The sequence below is a fragment of the Hydrocarboniclastica marina genome (assembly GCF_004851605.1).
Lineage (GTDB): Bacteria > Pseudomonadota > Gammaproteobacteria > Pseudomonadales > Oleiphilaceae > Hydrocarboniclastica > Hydrocarboniclastica marina.
Genome location: NZ_CP031093.1, coordinates 335,343 through 355,746, shown reverse-complemented (window position 1 = coordinate 355,746; position 20,404 = coordinate 335,343). Strand labels below are relative to the sequence as shown.

Sequence of the window (20,404 nt, the reverse complement as noted above, 5' to 3'; positions counted from 1 at the left end):
CTATTTCTCATCTGGGTATGATACTTGCTGTAACCGAGGTGAGGTAAAGTGATCCGCTCTAAGCGAATATCTACCCAAGGAGATCGAAATGGCAGGCGCCCGATGCGAGATGCCGCCCGTGGTCAATACTCATGATGGAAACGAGCGCCGGGTAGGCGTGGAGATTGAGCTTTCAGGGTTCAGTTACGCCCGCTTTCTGGAAATAATCGGCGAGCATTTCGACCGTCCGGTAAAAGAAACCGGGCGCTACGTCAGCGAGGTGGAGACCGAGCTTGGGCCATTCGGGCTCGAACTCGATGCCGACTCTATCAAGCATCTGGATGAGGACATGGACGACCTGCCCGATATCCTCCAGCAATTTCGCGGCGACGCCATGGGGCTGATCGACTCAGCAGCGGAGAAAATCGTACCGCTGGAGATTATCTCGCCGCCCATTCCCGTCTCGAGGCTCGACGAAATCGAGGCGCTCTGTGATTACCTGCACCAGGCCGGTGCGAAGGGCAGCCGTCATGCCATCCTGTACGCATTTGGCCTGCAGCTTAATCCCGAGCTGCCCGACCTCGAAGCTGACACGATACGACGGTACCTGCTCGCTTTTGCGTTGCTCTACCCGTGGATCAAGTCCCGTCATCAGCTGGACATCAGCCGCCGTTTTACGCCCTACATCGATGCCTGGCCAGCGTCTTATGTCGCCCGGTTGACCGCTGCCGACTATCGTCCCGATCTGGACACCCTGATCGCCGACTACATCCACTTCAACCCCACGCGGAACCGTGCGATGGACCTGATGCCGCTCTTTGCGCATCTACGGCCGGACGTCATCCGGCGTGAGATCAAGGACGATCGGATCAAGGCGCGGCCGACGCTTCACTACCGGTTGCCCGATTGCGATATCGACAACCCCGAGTGGCATTTCTCGTCGGTATGGAATGACTGGGTCGCAGTGGAAAAGCTGGCGTGTAATCCAGCGGTGCTGGAACAGTGCTGTACAGCCTACCGTGACTCGCAGCGGTTCACGCTGGACAATATATTGCGTGACTGGATCAGTGAGTCGGAGAGTTGGGTGTTTCGGGCAGGAACGCACGAGTAAATCTACACAAACCCGTCGATTGCGTGAGCCCTAGGGTTCGGCGCACGCCACATCCTCAACCCCCGAGCCGGATTTCACAACCCAGCTCCGGGGTGGTCAATGAGACCCGTCAAGCCATCAGGCGTTGTCAGCGATTTCCTGCAAGGTCTCCTCCATAATTGCCAGCCCCTCTTCGAGTACATCGTCCTCGATGGTCAGCGGCATGAGCGTGCGGATAGCGTTCCCGTACATACCGCAGCCGAGCAGAATGAGGCCTTTCTCTTTTGACTTGGCAACCAGCCTGGCCGCTAACTCGGGTGCCGGAGCGCGGGATTCCCGGTCCTTGACCAGTTCGAACGCTGCCATGGCGCCGAGATTGCGGGGGTTCGCAACATGGGGAAAGCGTTCCTGCCACTGGTCGAAGCGCTGCGCGAGTTTGTCGCCCAGCTTCCTGCCCTTTTCCAGGATGCCTTCCTCTTCGATAACTTCGATGACGGCCAGAGCAGCGGCACAAGAAAGCGGGTTACCGCTGTAGGTCCCGCCCAGCGAGTTAGGACCCGACGAGTCCATAAGCTCCGCCCGTCCCACAATTGCCGAAATGGGCATCCCGTCCGCCAGACTTTTGGCCATGGTGATCATGTCCGGCTTGATACCGCTATGCTCTATGGCAAACAGCTTTCCGGTGCGGCCGAAGCCGGACTGCACTTCGTCGACGATCATGACAATGCCGTGCTCGTCACAAAGCTCGCGCAATGCCTTCAGGTACGCAGGCGATGCTATATGGAAACCGCCTTCCCCCTGGACCGCCTCAATCACTATGGCAGCCACATTTTTCGGCGCGATGTCGGTCTTGAAAATAAGCTTGAGCGCCGCCAGGGCATCTTCATCGCTGATACCGTGGTACGGGATAGGGAAAGGCGCACGGAACACATCGCCCGGCATGGGGCCGAAGTCGTTTTTGTAGGGAAGCACCTTGCCCGTCATGGCCAGGGTCATCATCGTGCGGCCGTGAAAACCGCCGTCGAAACAGATCACGCCACTGCGCCCGGTGGCCGAACGGGCAATCTTGACGGCATTTTCCAGGGCCTCAGCACCGGAATTGACCAGCATGGCCTTGGCCTCACCGCCCTTGATCGGCGTCATCTTGCACAGTTTTTCGGCCAGCTGAACGTAAGGCGCATAGGGCATAACGGTCTGGCAGGTGTGCATCAGCTTGTCCAACTGCGCCTTGACTGCCTCGACAACCTTCGGGTGGCGATGGCCCACGTTAAGCACGCCGATGCCGCCGGCAAAGTCGATCATGCGTTTGCCGTCTGCATCCCACAGCTCGGCGTTTTTGGCGTGGTCGGCGAACTGGTCGTTAGGGCTGGCAGCACCGCTGGCTACGTAGCGCTTTTTGAGTTCGTTCAACTGGGCGTTATTCATACTGATTCTCTCCATGTCGGGTCTGATCGGACGCATTGGCCCATCAGTAAAGTTCCAGTGCCTGATCCCGGCTTGCGCGGTGCCACTTGGACTGAATGGTCTTTTTTAGACTGAGTAAATTTGCCGCGTTTAGCAAATGATTTACCGTTTCAGTTGGGTGCGCCCTGATAGAAATGCCACAAAAACAGTGATCCGACACTCCGCCATGGCGCCCAGTGGGCCACCAGTTCCCGGGCCTGCTTCGGCGTCGGCCGCTTCTCCAGTTGCTTGAGCCGACCCAGCGCTACCTGCAGGGCCAGGTCGTCGGCAGGGAAAATGTCCCGTCGGCCCAGCGAAAACATCAGGTAGATTTCGGCGCTCCAGCGACCAAACCCCCGCAGTGCCGTGATCGCCGCGACCGCTTCAGCATCGGTCATGGCGGCCAGCCCGGCGATGTCGAAACGGGACTCGGTGACCGCGCGCGCGAGCCCCTTGGCATACTCCACCTTCCGATAGGACAACCCTGCCCCGCGCAACACCTCATCGTCAACCTCCAGAAGCGCCGCCGCGGACCGTTCCGGCAGCAGCGCCACCACCCGGCCCATGATCGCCCGCGCCGCATGGGTAGAAAGCTGCTGACTGACGATCGTCGCGAGGAAAGTTTCGAACCCGGCCGGGCGTATGCGCGGCGGTGGCGGACCCATCGCCTGCAAGGCGGTGGCAACATCAGGGTCACAGTCCGCGAGCGCCTGCATGCCCTGGCTGATGATACGTTCATCCATGCTGCTGTCCTGGATCCTGTCGCTTTTGGCCTGTCTCCGCTGGCCGTGAAGATCGCGTGTTGCGCGTCGAGTGTGAGCCGGAAGCCTGGCCGATCCGGGGCTGCCACCAGCCAGGTAACAGCTTTCGGACCTGTGGCTGGGCGAAACGGTCGTCTATCAGGTAAACCACGCCCCGGTCGCTGGTCGTCCGGATCACCCGCCCTGCCGCCTGCACCACTTTGCGCAGGCCCGGATAGAGGTAGGCGTAATCGTATCCCTTGCCAAACAGCGTACCCATACGTTGCCGTAATTGCTCGTTTACCGCATTGAGCTGGGGCAAGCCGAGGGTCGCTATGAAGGCGCCGACAAGCCGGTCGCCCGGCAGATCAACACCCTCAGCAAAAGCGCCGCCGAGTACCGCGAAGCCGATCTGCCTGGCGCCGGGGTCGAACTGATCCAGGAACGCCTGCCGGGCCGGCTCATCCATGCGCCTGGCCTGCTCTGTCACGGGGATACCGGGGAATTCGGCGCGAAAGCGTGCAAGGACCTGCTCGAGGTAATCGAAGCTGCTGAAGAATGCGAGATAGTTGCCAGGCTGCGCGGCGTATTGGTGGGCCATTAAAGTGACAATGGGTTGCACTGACGTACCGCGGTCCCTAAAGCGCGTGGAGACCCCGTCGATTATACGCACCGATAGTTGCTCCGCCTGGAAAGGCGACTCCACCTCAAGCCAGGCAGTGCGTTCCGGCAATCCCAGCAGGTCACTGTAGTAATGGCGGGGTGTCAGCGTCGCCGAGAACATGACTGACGACTGTGCTGCGTCGAACCGCGGGCGGAGGACGCGCGCAGGCACAAGGTTTCGCAGGCAGATGACGGATGTGGCTCCCCGACCTGTCCGATCGCCTCGATCGGAAAGTCTGGTCAGGTCGCAGATAAAGTCCGGCTGCAATGACCCCTGGTTCTCACGATCAGTCTCGGCATCCTGTTCGCCCGCGGTTGCGGGTGCCTCAGCCAGTGCTGCGATTCTGCCGAAGTGCAGGGCGTCAAAGTAGAAGCTCTGCAAAGCAGGGTCAGCGCCCGGATTTTCGGTCAGGTAGTCCGTAATGGCGCCAACGGCGCCCTGGAGAGCGGCCAGCAGGGCCAGGGGCAGACGGGGCTGGACCTGGTATGCCTGCGCCTGGCTTTGGCTAAAACTTTTGTTGAGGCTGTTCCACTGGCGGTTGATCCGATCGAAGGATTTGCGCAGTGTTTCGGGTGCTGCTTTGCGCACAGCCCGAAACGTGCGCTGGTCGAGCTCGGCGGTATACATGCTGCGCGCCCGCTCCACCAGATTGTGGGCCTCGTCGACCAGTACACCGACGCGCCACTGATTGCCGAGGGCCAGGGCGTAGAGCATGGCGCTGGTGTCAAAATAATAGTTGTAGTCGCCCACCACCACATCGGCCCAGCGGGCCAACTCCTGGCTCAGGTAGTACGGGCAGATATCGTGTGCCAAGGCGACCTTCCTCACCCCCGCCCGGTCCAGCAACTGTCCCTGCAAGGCTGCTTCGCGCGCAGCCGGCAACCGGTCATAGAACCCCCGGGCCAACGGGCAGGATTCGCCGTTGCAGGCGCGGTCGGGGTACTCGCAGGCTTTGTCCCTGGCTACCAGTTCCAGTACGCGCAAATCCGGCATCTGTTCGCGAAGCCGTTGCAATGCGTCCAGAGCAAGCCGACGCCCCGGGGTCTTTGCCGCCAGATAAAAGAGCCGGTCGAGGCGCTGGACCGGCATCGCTTTCAGCAACGGGAAAAGCGTGCCGATGGTTTTGCCGATACCCGTCGGCGCCTGGGCCAGAAGCGCGCAGCCGACACCTGCAGACTTATAAACCGCTTCGGCCAGGGAACGCTGCCCAGCGCGGAAGTCCCCATGGGGAAATGTCATCGCGACCAGTGCATTACTGCGGGACGTCTGATGGACCAGTTCCTGCTCGGCCCAATCCACGAAAATCCGGCATTGGGACTCGAAAAAACGCCGAAGCACCTCGGCGCTAAAATGCTCAACCAGCACCGTCTCGGTCTGACTGACGATATTGAAGTACACCAGGGCCAGGTCAATGCCGGACAATTGCCGCTCCCGGCATAAAAGCCAGCCGTAGACCTTGGCCTGGGCCCAATGCAACTGGCGCTGGTTGTCGGGCATCCGACTCAGGTCACCACGGTAGGTTTTGACCTCCTCAAGTTGGTTCCGGGCCGGATCGTAGCCATCGGCCCGCCCGCGCACCTGGAGTGCCTCATAATCGCCCTGAAGAGGGATTTCCGACTCGTAGCCCGCGCCACGCCGTTTCGCGACGGTGCCGTGGCCGGCTATGCCTTCCTGTGCGCTGGGGCTCGGGGTAAACCGCAGGTCGAGGTCACCGGTTTTGGCGGTAAACTCACACAGGGCCCGAACCGCGACGCGGTAGCTCAAGGGGTTTGCCCGTCAGGCAGCCTGCGTTTCAGGGGCGAGCTACGTTGGCCGGGCTCCTCATAGGGCGACGCGTTAGCCCCTGCTTCCTCCTCCCACTGCACATAGCAGACCTGCACCGGCATGTCGTGCTCTGCACAAAAGGCCAGCCAGCGCAGCTGATTATCCTGCAGACGATCACCGGGACCTTTCACTTCGATCATCTGATAGCGCCGCTCCGCAGGCCAGAAACGGATCAGGTCAGGCATGCCGGCGCGGTTGGCCTTGATATCCTCCAGCAAGCGTTCAAACCAGGCGCGCAAGTGCGCCGCTGGAAGACAGGCTAACGCCTGCTCGAGCAGGGTTTCGGTGAGGCCGTGCCAGTGAACGAAGGGCGATTGCAGTCCAAACTTGGCCGCATACTTCTCGCGGATGGCGTTCTTGTATGCCCCAGTATCCAGAAGCGCAAGCTGCTGCTCAAAGCGCCCGGCACGCCGCGGCACGAAGTCCGGCCGCAGCAGGTCCGCGGGGCCACTATGGAAGCGGTGAAAGAACGCCCCGGGAACCGGCGCAAAGATGATGTCCCAACAGAGCAGCCCGAACAACGCGTTGATCAGCGTATTCTCAACATACCAGACCGGGCTCTCCGATTGGTTGAGGTATTCAAGCACGGCAAGCTCGACGCCGACTGACGTGTCGGCATCCATAGGCGAAACGGGGCGAGGCAGCACCAGATCCACCCGTTCTACGGGCGCCTGAACATGACGGGGTAATCCTGGCAATCCCAGTTTGCGGTGCAGCCGCGGCAGGATACGCGCGATGTGCTGACTTTCGGCAGCATCACAAGGCGACAGCCGAGCCTCCCGGGCGAGGCTCAACGCTGCCTCCGGGTCACCCAGACGCTCGAGTACACGAATACGCCGAACCCGCGCTTCCGCATGACTGCAAAGGCCATAAAGTTCCAGGGCGCGTTCCAGCTCGCCACATCGCTCACAATGGTATGCCGCCTGATAAAGCAATCGCGCGCGCCGGGCCTCAAGCCAGGCATTCTCGCTCGCTTCGGTCGGGATACGCTCAAGGACCTGTTCCAGAGCATCGGGTTCGTTTTCGGCTTGGCCCCGAAAAGCTTCCAGCTGCTCACGACACTGGTACAGATGCAGATATTCATCCACCTCTCCCCGGCACTGGAAAGCCCGGGACGCGGGCGAAAACTCAACGGTCTCGAACCGATACAGGCCCAGATCCGCCAGCACGAACTCAGACCATGTCTGGCGCAGATTGCCGAAAAACATCAGCCGGAAGCGCTCGCTCATTTCCATGATGGTCAGCTCAAAAACGGTGTCCCCCGCGTCCGGCCACCACTGGCTGAGCCTGTAAGGGCCCGCGTCCTGCTCACCGACCTGTTGGAACAGCTCACTTTTGGCTGCGTTTGGGCGATCGACAATGCCCGCGAAAGCCTTGACCAGTTCAGGCTTGGTAAACAGACTGAACAACTGCGCAAGCTCGAGCACAGGATCAGCCGCGACCCACCCTTTCTCAACCAGTGGTTTTACCGCCTTCGATGCTGGGCCGATCTCCGGGTAGTTCAGTTTACCGACCCGAAAGCGTGTGCCCTTGCGCATGACCATTCTCACCAGCAGCGCGCGCGACGACCGGGGCACCTGCAGGAACTCGTCGATAAACGCCAACTCATCACTACTGAGAAGGTCAGGATAACGCGCGCGGAGCCATTCAAGCACGTGCTCAAAGTTGGCGAGGTAGTAGAAGGGGTCTTCCAGTGTTTGCATGGGGTCCGGCAACCTGAAATAACTGTATAAATATACAATGATAGCAACCCGGACTTCCGGCTTACAAACGCGATTTCCCGTGTGGAAGTGCTTCTTCCGCCCGTCCTGCGGGCCGGCAATCGAGGCGTGGCTTGCCAGGCCAGCTCAGGCCTATCCGGACTGGCCTGGCTGAGCTAACGCTGAAAGAAGAGGGCGAGAAAACAGCCCGTGAGCGGATTGACCTAGTCTTCGTTGTGGAGGACGTAACGCGGGTCCCGGGTGTCTTCGTTGAGCCAGGTACCGCACCAGTTGCAGTAGCGCGCGTTTCTCTCGTGCCTGTCTTTCCCGCACCCCGGGCATGATTCGTTCGAGTATTGCTCGGCCCGTAGCGAACGGATCACCTCGGCTGAAAAAACCCCAGCAGGCACGGCGATGATCGAGTACCCCCCCAGCATGATCATGACCGAGATAAACTGCCCCCAGGGCGTAATTGGCGTGATATCGCCGTAGCCAACCGTAGTCAGGGTGACGATTCCCCAGTACATGGCTTTGGGAATACTGGTGAACCCCGCCTCTGCGGGTTCGATCAGGTAGAGCACTGACGAAAAAATCGTAACGACCATCAGTACCGTAAACAGGAAAAGGAAAATCTGCCCTCGGCTGCGTTTCAACGCGTCTACCAAAAGCCGCCCCTCGCCATGCAGTGCCATCAGATCCAGCACCCGGAACAGCCTGAGCGTTCGCAGCAAACGAACAACCAGCAATGCCTGCGCCCCCGGGAAAAAAAGCACGAGCCAGGTGGGCAGTACCGAAATCACATCCACCACCCCGTAAAAGCTTTTGAGGTACTGCCACGGCTTATCCAGGCAATAGATCCGAAGCGCCAGCTCGATGGTGAAAATGACCGTAATCGCCCATTCAAGCTGGCTGAAAAACGTGCCGTAGCTGTTGTGATAGTCGCTCACGCTGTCAAGCAGGACCACCGCCACGCTGATAAAAATAAGCCCAGCCAGGGCAATGTCAAAACCCTTGGCTGCCGGCGTGTCCGACTCGAAAATGATCTGGAAGATGCGCTTACGCAAGTTTGCTTCTGGCTTCATTCAGCCCCTTACACTCTCATCAAGCCCGAGTTCACTCTCGGTGGCGGCTTTACCGACCACCAGCCGCCCCATCCCGCCGAAGGTCCCGCCCGCCGGTCAGCCCTTCCTCGTCTACCCGGATAACGGACAGGCCGCTCGTCTGCGGCAGTACCTCAACTGCGTGTTTTCGCTGCTGTAGCCTGCTGACTATTTCCTGAACCGGATAATTGCGGGTAATGCCCGGGATAGGCCGCTCCAGGTCAGTCGTAGCACCGTTTCGGTTCATATAATGCGGGACATTGATCGCCTCCTGGGGGTTCAGGTCAAAATCGATCATGTTGATAATGGACTGGCCTGTGTAGCCGATTATCCTCGACCCGCCGGGCGAGCCGGTGACGTACTTGAGCTTGCCGGCCGGATCGAAAATCAGTGTAGGCGACATGGAGCTGCGCGGGCGTTTGCCTGTCCCTACCCTATTGGCGACCGGCTCGCCTTCAGCATCTGTCGGTGCAAAGGAAAAGTCCGTCAGTTGATTGTTCAGCAAAAAGCCGCGTCCCGGGACCATCACACCGTTACCGAACGAAGCTTCAACCGAGGTAGTCATGGATAAGGCGTTGCCGTACTGGTCGACAATGGCGATGTGGCTGGTGCCGCTGTCCTTGGTCCGTTTGTCGGCGCCTTCGCCGACATCCACACCGGGCGGATCCCCTGCCTTGGCTTCGCCCATATCGTGCTTGCCTATCAGCTTGGCGCGGCTGGCAAGGTAGTCGCGGTCCAGCATCCCCACGACCGGCACGGCAACAAAGTCCGAGTCAGCGACATACTGGTTGCGGTCCGCGAATGCCAGCCTGTTGGCCTGGCTGAAGAGATGGATCGCCTCAGCGGCCAGCGGGTCCTCAAACGCCGCCAGATCGAATTGTTCCAGAATCCCCAGGATCTGGCCCACAGCCAGCCCACCTGATGACGGCGGCCCCATGCCGCAGACGTTGTGTTTACGGTAGGAAATGCACACGGGCTCTCGTTCAACTACCGAATACGCTGCCAGGTCTTTTGTGGCCATATCCCCCGGAATGTTCGGGTCGCTCCGGACGGCGTCAACGATGTCGGTTGCAATATCACCGGTATAGAACGCTTCAGCGCCCTGCTCGGCCATCAGGCGCAGCGTCTGCCCGTAGTCTGGATTGCGCATAGGGGTCCCGGCCGGCCTGGCGCTGCAGCTTTCAGCATCAACGAAATAACGGAACGCCTCGGGGTCGCGGAAGAACAGCCTTTCGGAAGCTTCGCAAGATGGGTTTCGCGCCAACAGATCGCCAACCTGATCGCTGGTTCGTCCGGTCAGTTCGTAGCCTTCTTCCGCCAGCTTAATCGCAGGATGGAACAGCTGCGACCAGGGCAGCCGCCCGTGCTTTTCGTGCAGGTGTTCCAGGGCCTTGGGCACCCCCGGCACACCTACCGATAGCCCACTCTGCCAGGCAGGAATGAAACCAAGCGGTTTACCGTCGTCGTTCAGAAAGCGGTCAGGCGCGGCGGCTGCAGGCGCAGTCTCGCGGGCGTCCAGGGTTGTGGTCTGCCCGGATTCAGCATCGAAGTACAGTACAAAGGCCCCGCCGCCGATCCCGCTGGACTGGGGTTCCACCAGGCCCAGCACCGTTTGCGCGGCGACCATCGCATCGACCGCTGATCCGCCGGCTTTCAGCATTTGCGCGCCCGCGGCCGTCGCGAGCGGGTTGGCGGTGACAATCATTTCCTTCGAGGCCTTTACCGCCTCGGGCAATGCCTGCGCCGTCACGAATGACGGTGTCAGCAGAAGCAAGAAGATACCTATCCACCGCATCGCTGGATTCCTCCTGTTGAATGGCCGGGATCCCGAACGGAAGCCTCAGGCGCGAGCCACGAAAACACATCCTAACGCGACTACGATGCTGACACGGCGATGCGAACAAAGCGGCGTGAAGCCCAGACGGCATTTGATAACACAACAGTTTCTGGGTACCACAACAGTTTTTTGCGTACCACAACAGTTTTTTGCGTACCAAAACAGTGTTCGAGTACCACAACAATGTTCAAATATCACAACAACGATTGGATATCACAACGGAGGGGTAAAATCGAGGTGGCTGCCCAGCAACAGCGTTTTGCTGACGGGCGCTGGCTACGCTGAGTCCCGTGCGCGCTTGATAATGTCGTAGGCGTGGCTGATTTCCCGGGTCTTCTGTTCCGCCATCTCACGCATACTGTCGGGCAGACCCTTGCTGGCCAACTTATCAGGATGGTTCTGGCTCATCAGGCGACGATACGCCCGCTTGAGTTCAGCATCGCTGACATCGGAGGCCACGCCCAGCACTTCGTAGGCGTCGTCAAGCTGGCTCTGGGTCGACGCGCCGCCGCCCGCGCCCCGGGCTCCGCGAAACATTGCTTCCAGCCGGCGTATCTCCGCGTCGGGCAAACCCAACCGCCGGCCGATACGGATCAGCATCTCATGCTCAGCCGGATGCATTTCCCCGTCCGCCGCCACCGCCGACAGCTGCACCTGAAGGAACATCTGGATCAGCGCGCTCTGTCCCCGGGTAACGCGCTTGACGTTGTCCAGTTCAGCGTCCAGGTCGAAATCAGCAGACTTGCCGCGACCGAACGCCGCCTTCGCAATGTCCCTCTGCTGCGCCGACAGCCGGAGCTTGTCAAAGAGGGCTTCGGCCACCTTTATCTCATCGCGACTGACGCTGCCATCGGCCTTGCACATCGCGCCCATGACGGCAAAGGTAGACTCAAGGAACTGGGTCTGGACCTGCGCGATACCGCTACGCAACTGGGTCTTCAGTTTGCGCGCGAGCCAGATCGCCAGGAAGATCCCGGCGATCATTCCCGGTACACGGCCGAGTTGGTAGCCCAGCAGGGCCCCGATGAGGATGGCAATTAACATGGGGCGCTAGCTTACCTGTTCTGTGTGATGATTTCAGCGCGAACTGTAGAGGAGTTTATTGCGTGTCGGCAAGGTCTGTACGACGAGGCAGCCCTGGAGATTGGGCAGGCAAGAGAAACGCGGGTTGTTACCGGCAGATGAGACCGCTATAACTGTTGCCGATCGCTCACTTACCAGTCTCAATACCGTTCTCTCACCAGGCTCAACCATGCAAGCACCAATCCCTACCCACCTCATTATGGGTTTTCTTGGCGTCGGCAAAACGACCGCCATCCGTCACATACTTTCCCAACGCCCGGCCGGGGAGCGCTGGGCCGTTCTGGTGAATGAGTTTGGCGAAGTAGGGATAGACGGCACCCTGCTGGAGCAGGAAGGCGTGCGCGTGCGCGAGGTGCCCGGCGGCTGCATGTGCTGTGTCGCGGGTGTACCGATGCAAATTGGCCTGAACCTGCTGATCGGCCGGGAGCGACCCGACCGCCTGCTGATCGAACCCACCGGCCTGGGGCATCCGGCGCGGATACTGGCGCTGCTTGAAGGCGAGTTTTACCGGGATGTTCTGGCGCTGGGATCCTCCCTTTGCCTGGTCGACCCGCGCAAACTGCATGACCCACGGGTACGGGCGCACGCGAACTTCGTTGACCAGGTGGCCGCCGCGGATATCCTGATCGCCAACAAGCTCGACCTCTGCGATGAGGACACCCTCAACAACTACCGCCAGTGGGCCGCATCGCTCACGCCGACCAAAGCGGCCCTGGCCGAGGTCAGCCAGGGCCGTATCCCGGTGGAGCTGCTTGAAACTTTTCCTGAGCCAGCCCAATCACGCCCGCTAAGTCACCCCCACGCCCATGCACACCGCCATGGCCCGGGCGCGGCGGAGCATGCTGCAGCGCAGGCAGAGGCAGAAACCACAGAACCCTGGCACCAGGCCAGCAATAGCGGCGACGGGCACTTCAGCCTTGGCTGGCGGATTGCGCCAGATTACCGATTCAACGCCGAGTCACTGCTCGCCTTCTGCCACGGCGACTGGCTCCGCTGCAAAGGTGTAGTCCGGACCAACGATGGCTGGCTCGCCGTCAACGTCGCGGACGGCATGGCCCAGTCCTGGCATTTGCCAGAGGCGCCCGACAGCCGGCTGGAGATCATCGCCTCAGAACCGCTGGATGCTGGAGCACTGGACCAGGCCTTAAAGGCTTGCCTGATAACCGATTCGCGTTAACCACTAACGCTCACGCGCTATCGCTCAAAGGCCCTGTATCCGCCGAGACGTGCCTGTGGCTCTGGCCGCTCAGGCGGTTTCGTTTTCCTTCAGGTGGAGATACAGCGGGTCAAAGTCGCCCGCTTTCACCAGCTTCGCCAAATCGGGAACAGTCAATGTTTTTCCCTGTGTCCGTATCAATCCATCGGCGCGAAGCGCCTGAATGACGCGGTTGGCATGTACGGGGCTGGTGCCCAACAGGTCCGCCAGCTCAACCTGTGTAATCGGCAGGTCGAACGTGCCACTCTCGACAAGTCCCACCGCCCTCAGGCGGAACAGAAGCTCACAGAGCAGGTGGGCCATCCGGCTGTAGGTCTTGCGCCGCCCGATATTCAGCAGCCATTCGCGGAATATCGAGGCATCCACCAGCGTCTCGCGCCAGAAGGCCGCGGCAATGCGAGGGTAACGTTCGCACACCCGGCGCAAATCGCTGTGCTGGATAAACCCGACTTTACAGGGGCTGATAGCGGCGATGCTGCTGTCCATAACCTCCAGGTGTAAGCTGTGCAGGTCCGGGATATCTCCCGGGACTTGCAGCGCCATGATCTGGCGCTTGCCGTCCGTTGACCCTTTGTAGACACAGGTGAAGCCGTCCAGAAGCAGGCAGGTCTGTGAAGGACGGTCGCCCAGGCTTACGATGTCCCGGTCAGGTTCAACGTTCGCGAGTTCGATCCGCATGTCGCGTAGTGCCTGCTGCTCCTCGTCGGTGAGGGTGAAGATACTTTCCAGCTTCCTGACCATCAGGCCGCCGGGTGAATCAATACCATTAGTCATATTTAGCACTCCTTGCCTGCGACATGACTGTATTCGCATGATAGTGGCTCTGCCCTCCCGTTTCACCCGGTCAACTGGTTCAACTGGTTCAACTGAAAGCGGGTCACTCTGTTGTAGGCTGACACAGCCAATACATGGATGCGATGGACGACAGTTACCACGCCAGAGTTACAGGGATTAACCCCGGCACGACGCCAACTGAAAAGCCAAAATTGAAGGATAAGCCTATCTGGGCAGCTGAAAGTCCTGCTCTAATGGCGCCCCCGGCAACGCGACCAAGGAGTTGATTTGCGAGCCTACGCTGACAATGACTACCCGGCCAACCACAAACCCGACTGGCGCGTTATCGCCGGGCTATGGCCTTATCTGGCCGAGTTTCGGGGCCGCGTTGCACTGGCGGGCGCGTGCCTGATCATCGCCAAGCTGGCGATCGTGGCGACACCGATCGCCCTTAAGTACATCGTCGACTACCTAGACCAGGGCCGCGACGGGGAGCTGCTGGTATGGATTCCGCTGCTGCTGGTCGGCACTTATGGCCTGTTGCGCTTCAGTGGCACACTGTTCAACGAACTACGGGACGCGCTCTTCGCAAGAGTCGCAGAGCGGGCCATGCGACGGGTTTCCCTGCGCCTGTTCAGACACCTGCACCAGCGCGAGCTGGCCTTTCACCTGGACCGCAACACCGGCGGCCTTACCCGGGACATGGAACGCGGTACCGGCGGTATCAGCTTTCTGCTGCGCTTCACGCTGTTCAACATCGTACCGACCATTCTCGAAATCCTGCTGGTCTCAGCCATTTTGCTGGTCGCTTTCAACCCCGGCTACGTCGCCGCGATCGTCGTGGCTATCATCGTGTACGTGTTGTTTTCGATCAAAGTCACCGAGTGGCGCACCCGCTTCGTCCGCGAGGCCAACGCCCGGGACAACCAATCGAACTCCCGCGCCCTCGACAGCCTGCTCAACTACGAGACGGTCAAATACTTCAATAACGAAGCTTTTGAAGCCGAAGTCTACGACCAGGACCTGGAAGACTGGGAGAAAGCCCGGCTCAAAAACCGGCTCTCCCTGGCCACGCTTAATATCGGCCAGTCCCTCATAATCGGCATTGCCCTCGTCGTCATTCTCGGCATGGCCGCGGTTGAGGCCGCCAGCGGCGAAATCACCCTGGGCGATTTCACCATGATCAACGCCTACCTCATCCAGCTGTTTATACCGCTCAATGCCCTCGGCTTTGTCTACCGGGAAATCAGGCAAGCCCTGGTCAATGTCGAGCGCCTGTTCAGCCTGTTGGGTGACGCGCCCAAAGTGGTGGACGCAGAGCACGCCCAGGACCTGCAGATTCAGGGCGGTGAAGTCCGCTTTGAGAATGTCCAGTTCGCCTACCAGGCCGCCCGACCCGTGCTCAAGGGCGTCACCTTCACGATCCCCGCCGCCCATAAGATAGCGGTCGTCGGCGCCAGCGGCGCGGGCAAATCCACCCTCGCCCGGTTGCTGTTCCGCTTCTACGACGTGGACGGTGGCCGCATCACCATCGATGGGCAGGACATTCGCGAAGTCACCCAGAGCAGCCTGCGCAACGCCCTGGGCGTCGTACCCCAGGATACCGTCCTGTTCAACGACACCCTGTTCCGCAACCTGGCCTATGGCCGCCCCGACGCGAGCGAAGCCGAGGTATACGAGGCGGCCCGCCTCGCCCACCTCGACCGCTTCATCGAAACGCTGCCGGAGGGCTATCAAACCCGCGTCGGCGAACGCGGCCTCAAACTCTCCGGCGGCGAAAAACAGCGGGTCGCCATCGCCCGCGTCATCCTCAAAAACCCACCGCTACTGATCCTCGACGAAGCCACCTCCTCCCTCGACTCCCTGTCCGAGCAGGCGATACTGGACGCGCTCAACGAGATCAGCCGGACCCGCACCACGCTGGTTATCGCCCACCGGCTATCTACCATTCGCGACGCGAATACTATTCTGGTGATGGATGACGGGCAGATTGTGGAGAGTGGGAGTCATGGGGAGTTGTTGGAGGCTGGGGGGAAGTATGCGGGGCTTTGGAGGCAGCAGAATCGGGAGGGGAAGCTCGATTGATTGTTTCGGTATGTGGGTAACGGACAGCATTGCATCATGGTAAGGCCGATGACTCCTGTTCCTGCGACATGAGTTGAAACACCCTGAACATCAGCCCCGACGCTATTATCAGCGTAATGGCTGCAAGCATAGCCGGCCTAACAGAAGCCCACGATAGGTTATATACAATTAGAATAGTCAGGTACTTTCACCTGCAACGGTCGGAGGACCAAAGTAGGTAACCTTGACAACGCAGAGCAAGTCTCCAACTCCTACCGCGATGTCAATCAAATGAAGAGTTCGTGCCCCCATTTTCGGAACGAGTCTCGAAATCTAGCCAACGTTGGTGACAGCCAGATTTCCCGCCCTGGCTCAGCGATAATAAAGAGTCCAGTCTATGAGACTAACGATCTGCGACCCGAACTCTTCGGCGCGACAAATCGCAGATTACAGCTACTAGAAGGAGGCCGACGCCAAAAACAACCGCCCATGTCTCATCTCCGGTGAAAGCCCATGCACCTAAAATATAAGCCCCTATGCTTGATGCTTCTGACACCTTCCTTCGTTTTTTGAAGCTCAAACTACTCAATATCTCAAGAATTGCGAACGCGACGACTACTAGAGTTAGCGAATACCAGGACATTCTACGTTACTCATCGTTGTCAGGGGTTGATCCATCGGCAACTGTCCGAGCTCCGTCGACGATGCCTACAGCGTCTGCTGCTTTTAGGACCGTGTTACTGGTGTAATATGCTGGCACTTTTGCAGTGTATGTCAGCGCTGAAACTCCCCAATCTGATTCGTTAAAAACCGTCGTAACGGGTATCGTGTTTGCTCTGAAAATTGCGCTTATACCAACAGAGCTCCTCGCGACGTCGCCATATGCCTCATTGTCGAAGTAGAAGTCGCCCGCATTTCTGTATGCGTTTCCGACGAAGTCATAGTTAACAGACTCGCCGTAGAAATAGCTGGAGACATCACTCATCCCGCCCGCGTAGATCGATGCTCCATCTACCATCAGATATGTACCTGTAAGCCCGCCTCCAGGAATCTTACTCAAGATCCAACCCGAATAGACACTTAACTCGCCAAGGATCATTTTCCCAGCCGCTAGACCGACATTCTTGACACCTTCCCCGTAGCCTAACCAGAACTCTTTGTCAGCCAAAGCTCCCGCTAGTGACGGCGGCTTTGGCAGCTCCGAAAGGGTGGGCGCAGCTGTCTCTGAATTAGTAGCTGATGAAATGCCCAAGGCTAGAGCAGCAGCCAGCAACGAATTCACACGATTGGTTGACGTACAGCTAAGCCCCAACGAATCGATAAAATCTATCGGATTGGGGGTGTAACGGTAGCTATTAACTCCTCCCTCTAACCCTACGGGGTCAGGACTCAGGTATCGTCCTATGCTCGGGTCGTAGTCGCGAAACCGGTTGAAGTGCAGCTGAGTCAGCTCATCCTCAAATTGCCCAGGCAGACGGATAGACTGGCTGATCTCGCTCCTGAGCCTGTACTTGCCCCACGCATCAGCATTGCCCTGCCAGGTCTGACCACCTCGCTCATTCCAGAGCCTTACCGGCGCCTGGCGCCAATCCAGCTCGTAGTAGTGCGTTTCGCCATTGATGAGCGTGAGCAGGGGAGCGTCAGTCTGGGGGTCGCGGATGTACCACTGCCATTGCCCGTCGCGCTGTTCCCCCAGAAGCACATCGTTATGCCAGAGGTACGTGACCACACCCTCAACGCTTTTCCGCCATGCACGGCGGCCGAGGGCATCGTAGCCGTATTGGACGTGCAGGCCATCGCCAGTTACCTCGATCAGCTGGCCTTCGGCGTCGAAGCGGCGGCGTTGGGTTTTGGGGCCGTGCACTTCGGTTTCGGCACCGAGGGCGTCGTACCGGCGCTTGGCCGCCCCTTGCTGTATTAGGCGGTCCTGCTGGATCTGGGCCGCTTGTTCGATTCGGTTGCCGCCGTCGTCATAGCTGAACGGCTGGTCGTTTTCAGCGATCAATTGTCCCTGGGCGTCGCGCTGGAACTGGTGCTTCCCTTCCCGTGAGTCTTCGTAGTGTTCCAGCCGTGATTCGGCATCCCAGCTATAGCGGCGAACGCAGGTCTCCTGCGCCTGCCAGCGGCGATTGATCAGGCGGTCGTGGCGATCCCAGACCTGGGTCTGGCGATTGGCACCGGCTTCTCGCAGGGTTTCGCGGCCCTGGTCGTCGAACTGGCGTTGAAGCTGGTTCTGGCCGTTAATGTCGACACGGTGCCAGCGGCCGAGACGGTCGTAGTGGTAGCGGATTTCCGTGCCGTCGGGCAGGCGAATCTGTTCAAGGCGCTGACCGGGGCCATATTGATATTGAACACTGTGTTGGTCCTGCTGATGTTCACTGATCTGTCCGCGAGCGTCATAACACCAGCTCAGGCGGCGATCGGCGCAGGTGGCGGTCTGGCGGCGGCCAAAACTGTCATACTGGAACTGCCGGGTAACCGGGGCGCGGTCGCGGCCCTGGCTGCTCTGCTGCAGCACACGGCCACCGGCATCCCGTTTGAGGTGCTGAACCCAGTCGCCGGGCTGTTCGCGGTGCACAATGTCACCCGCGGCATCGTAGCTAAACTGGACGTGGCGACCATCGGGGGCGCGGCAGGCACTGACCTGGCCTTTGCTGTTGTATCTCAGTTGCCACCGTCCACCGTCCGGACGAATCACGTCGGTGAGGCGCTCGGCTTTATCATATTGGTAGAAGACCGATTTGCCATCCGGCCGCTGGTAACGGACCGGACGGGCCAGGCCCTGGTATTCATAGGCATGGACAGCGCCCGTGGCCGAGGTGAACCGGGTGAGGCGACCTGCACTGTCGTATTTATAGAAGCGGCTTTGCCTGAGCTGGGGCGCCTGCTCGGGGTACTGGTGAACGGCGCTTACCTGGTCGTCCTGATAGTCATACTCGGTCACCAGATCGCGGATGAGATGCCCTTGTACCCGTCCCTGCGCATCAAATGCATACCTGTTGAGATTGCTGCCGATTTCCGCGGCCATCAATTGGCCATCGCGGTTGAAGCCGGTCCGCAGGACTTCGCCGGTGTCACTACAGGCTTCGCTAAGCCAGCCTTTCTCGTCGTAGTGGTATTGCCAGATCCTGCCGTCCGCGCGCTGTTCACCAAGGAGACGGCCAAGGGCATCAAAGCGGCGTTTGATTATCTTGCCGTCAGGTAGCTGCTCCCCGACGCAGAAGCCCAGAGCATTATACTGCCGGTGATGCTCACGCCCGTCTGGCAGACGCTCAAGCGTGGGTCGACCATAGGGATCGAAGCTGTAGCTCGTGGTGCGGCCATCGGGCAGGCGGTAGGCTGAAAGCTGCCCGCGGGCATTGTATTGCCATTGATGGGTGCCACCATCAGGGTCCTGACGCGCGGTGATCCGGCCCTGCTCGTCGTAGTGGAACACCTGCTCCGCGCCGAAGGCGTCGGTGACGCAGGTCTGGAATTTGTCGGGCTGATAGGCGAAACGGAAATCGTAGCTGCCGTCTTCACCATGGGTTCGTACACAGCGGGCGTCAGGCCCGAGGCCTTCCCAATGGAAGAAGAAGTGATAGCCGGTGGTTAACCGGCGACTGGTGATCAGGCTGCCCTGGTAACCGTAGCGTTCGGTTCCGTTGGCTGTCGTCGCTGCGGCCAGGTTACCGTGGGGCTGATCGTACCCGTAGGTGACGAGGTTCTGACTATGACTATCCTGTTGCAGGGTGACGCTGTTCAGCCGATGGCCTGAGACATAACCAAACTCCAGGCTCTTGCCGGGCGCCAGCTCGAGTCGGGTGAGGCGACGCTGGGCGTCGTAGAAGAGCAGCCACTGATGGCCAAGGGTATTCTGGACACTGGTGGGCCGCCAGGCATCCGCCCCATCGGGTGCAAAAATCCAGACACGCCCGTCACGCTCGGTCAGCAACATGCGGTCGTCGTGCTTGCGTTCCAGGCGCTGCCCGCCGATGGCGTGCCAGGCAATCTCACCCCGGGCCAGCAGCGCCAGACGCACGGGTCGGGCTTCACTGTCGATCAGCCAGGTGGCGTCGGCGTCTTGCCAGATCAATCGCAAACATTCGGCAAACCAGCCGGCTCCCAGGCCCAGATCCCGGTCGCAATAGCCAGAGCGGTACCAGCGCTGCCAGCGCAGCGGCATGGGGGCCGCCACAGTAAAGTCTTCCAGAGTCAGTATTTCTTCGCCGCTCACGGGGGCGACCGGGTCGCCCTTGAGCTGCATGCCGGCGGCGTCTTGGCCGACGCTCGCACTAGATACCCCCCGGGATGCGGTCGCGCTCGGCGCAGGCGGCGCAGCCTGACCCATGTCGGGTTCACGGGAGCGCATGGCAGACGAAGGCTGACCGGCAACGGCAGTGGTCGTGGTCGGAGTCGCTACCGGCAAACGCCTGACCTGCAATTTGCCCGAATCGATGAGACTGGCTACGCGTTTGAACGTTATATGGGGTGCCAGTGCCGGGGTAACAGGCTCAACACTGGCAAGGACTTGCTCCCACTGTCCTGCCTGTTCAGCGAACTTGTGGGCGAATGTCTGGTGCAGCCAGGCACGCCAGGCGTCCGCGCCCCGTTGGCTGAAAGGCTGCCCGGCACCCTCAGCGCCAGCAGGGCCGAAGGCAAAACCTTCGCCGGCTACGGACACGATTTCGATAAGGCGAAAACTGCTCATGCGTTCCCTTGCTGCTGTGCGTCATACATTGCCGTGCGAAACTTCCGCGCCTCTCCCAGGCACGGCCTGTGCGGGCGAACCATCAAGTGCTGAACTGAACGTTCCGCACTAGCCCGACCTCAGTACACAAAATTTCCAGGTCCATAGCGCTTGCGGGGACTCTGGGCGTTCCCGTTTTATCGGACGCGCAGGCGGCGGCC

General features: G+C 60.0%; 12 protein-coding genes. 3 read left to right on the top strand and 9 right to left on the bottom strand.

The features are described from left to right. The first annotated feature begins 88 nt into the window (after positions 1-88). Positions 89-1,090, top strand: a complete 1,002-nt coding sequence (locus tag soil367_RS01600) for an amidoligase family protein (RefSeq protein ID WP_136546276.1) — start codon at positions 89-91, stop codon at positions 1,088-1,090. A gap of 117 nt (positions 1,091-1,207) precedes the next feature. Here soil367_RS01600 and gabT read toward each other — a convergent pair whose 3' ends face one another. The 7 genes from gabT to djlA all read right to left on the bottom strand — a co-directional run bounded on the left by gabT (position 1,208) and on the right by djlA (position 11,421). Then, positions 1,208-2,494 (bottom strand): 4-aminobutyrate--2-oxoglutarate transaminase, encoded by a 1,287-nt coding sequence (gene gabT / locus soil367_RS01595; RefSeq protein ID WP_136546274.1) that lies wholly within the window; start codon positions 2,492-2,494, stop codon positions 1,208-1,210. A 149-nt stretch (positions 2,495-2,643) separates the two neighbouring features. Then, positions 2,644-3,255: a DNA-3-methyladenine glycosylase family protein gene (locus soil367_RS01590; protein WP_136546272.1), complete on the bottom strand. Its 612-nt coding sequence runs from the start codon at positions 3,253-3,255 to the stop codon at positions 2,644-2,646. After that, entirely contained in the window at positions 3,248-5,680 is a 2,433-nt protein-coding gene (locus tag soil367_RS01585; RefSeq protein WP_136546270.1) for an ATP-dependent DNA helicase, read from the bottom strand. The genes soil367_RS01590 and soil367_RS01585 overlap by 8 nt, the downstream gene beginning before the upstream one ends. Continuing rightward, positions 5,677-7,443, bottom strand: a complete 1,767-nt coding sequence (locus soil367_RS01580) for a VRR-NUC domain-containing protein (protein WP_136546268.1) — start codon at positions 7,441-7,443, stop codon at positions 5,677-5,679. Before soil367_RS01580 ends, soil367_RS01585 begins: the two co-directional genes overlap by 4 nt. 221 nt (positions 7,444-7,664) lie before the next feature. Next, positions 7,665-8,522, bottom strand: coding sequence for an ion transporter (locus tag soil367_RS01575; RefSeq protein WP_136546266.1), 858 nt, complete (start codon positions 8,520-8,522; stop codon positions 7,665-7,667). 49 nt (positions 8,523-8,571) lie between these two features. Continuing rightward, the gene (gene ggt / locus soil367_RS01570) at positions 8,572-10,335 is read right to left on the bottom strand and encodes a gamma-glutamyltransferase (RefSeq protein ID WP_136546264.1); all 1,764 of its coding nucleotides are present in this window, start codon (positions 10,333-10,335) and stop codon (positions 8,572-8,574) included. A gap of 318 nt (positions 10,336-10,653) precedes the next feature. Then, complete coding sequence (gene djlA / locus soil367_RS01565) at positions 10,654-11,421, bottom strand: co-chaperone DjlA (protein WP_136546262.1); 768 nt, start codon at positions 11,419-11,421, stop codon at positions 10,654-10,656. A gap of 208 nt (positions 11,422-11,629) precedes the next feature. Here djlA and soil367_RS01560 point away from each other — a divergent pair, with 208 nt between their 5' ends. Continuing rightward, positions 11,630-12,637, top strand: coding sequence for a CobW family GTP-binding protein (locus soil367_RS01560; RefSeq protein WP_136546260.1), 1,008 nt, complete (start codon positions 11,630-11,632; stop codon positions 12,635-12,637). Between the two features lie 69 nt (positions 12,638-12,706). On the opposite strand, the gene soil367_RS01555 is transcribed toward soil367_RS01560, so the two are convergent. Continuing rightward, positions 12,707-13,450, bottom strand: coding sequence for a Crp/Fnr family transcriptional regulator (locus soil367_RS01555; RefSeq protein ID WP_136546258.1), 744 nt, complete (start codon positions 13,448-13,450; stop codon positions 12,707-12,709). A gap of 288 nt (positions 13,451-13,738) precedes the next feature. On the opposite strand from soil367_RS01555, the gene soil367_RS01550 reads away from it, so the two are divergent. Next, a complete protein-coding gene (locus soil367_RS01550) occupies positions 13,739-15,535 on the top strand; it encodes an ABCB family ABC transporter ATP-binding protein/permease (RefSeq protein ID WP_136546256.1) in 1,797 nt (598 codons plus the stop codon). Between the two features lie 628 nt (positions 15,536-16,163). Here the strand turns inward: soil367_RS01550 and soil367_RS01545 are convergent. Beyond that, the gene (locus soil367_RS01545) at positions 16,164-20,204 is read right to left on the bottom strand and encodes an RHS repeat-associated core domain-containing protein (RefSeq protein ID WP_136546254.1); all 4,041 of its coding nucleotides are present in this window, start codon (positions 20,202-20,204) and stop codon (positions 16,164-16,166) included. Between the last annotated feature and the right edge of the window lie 200 nt (positions 20,205-20,404).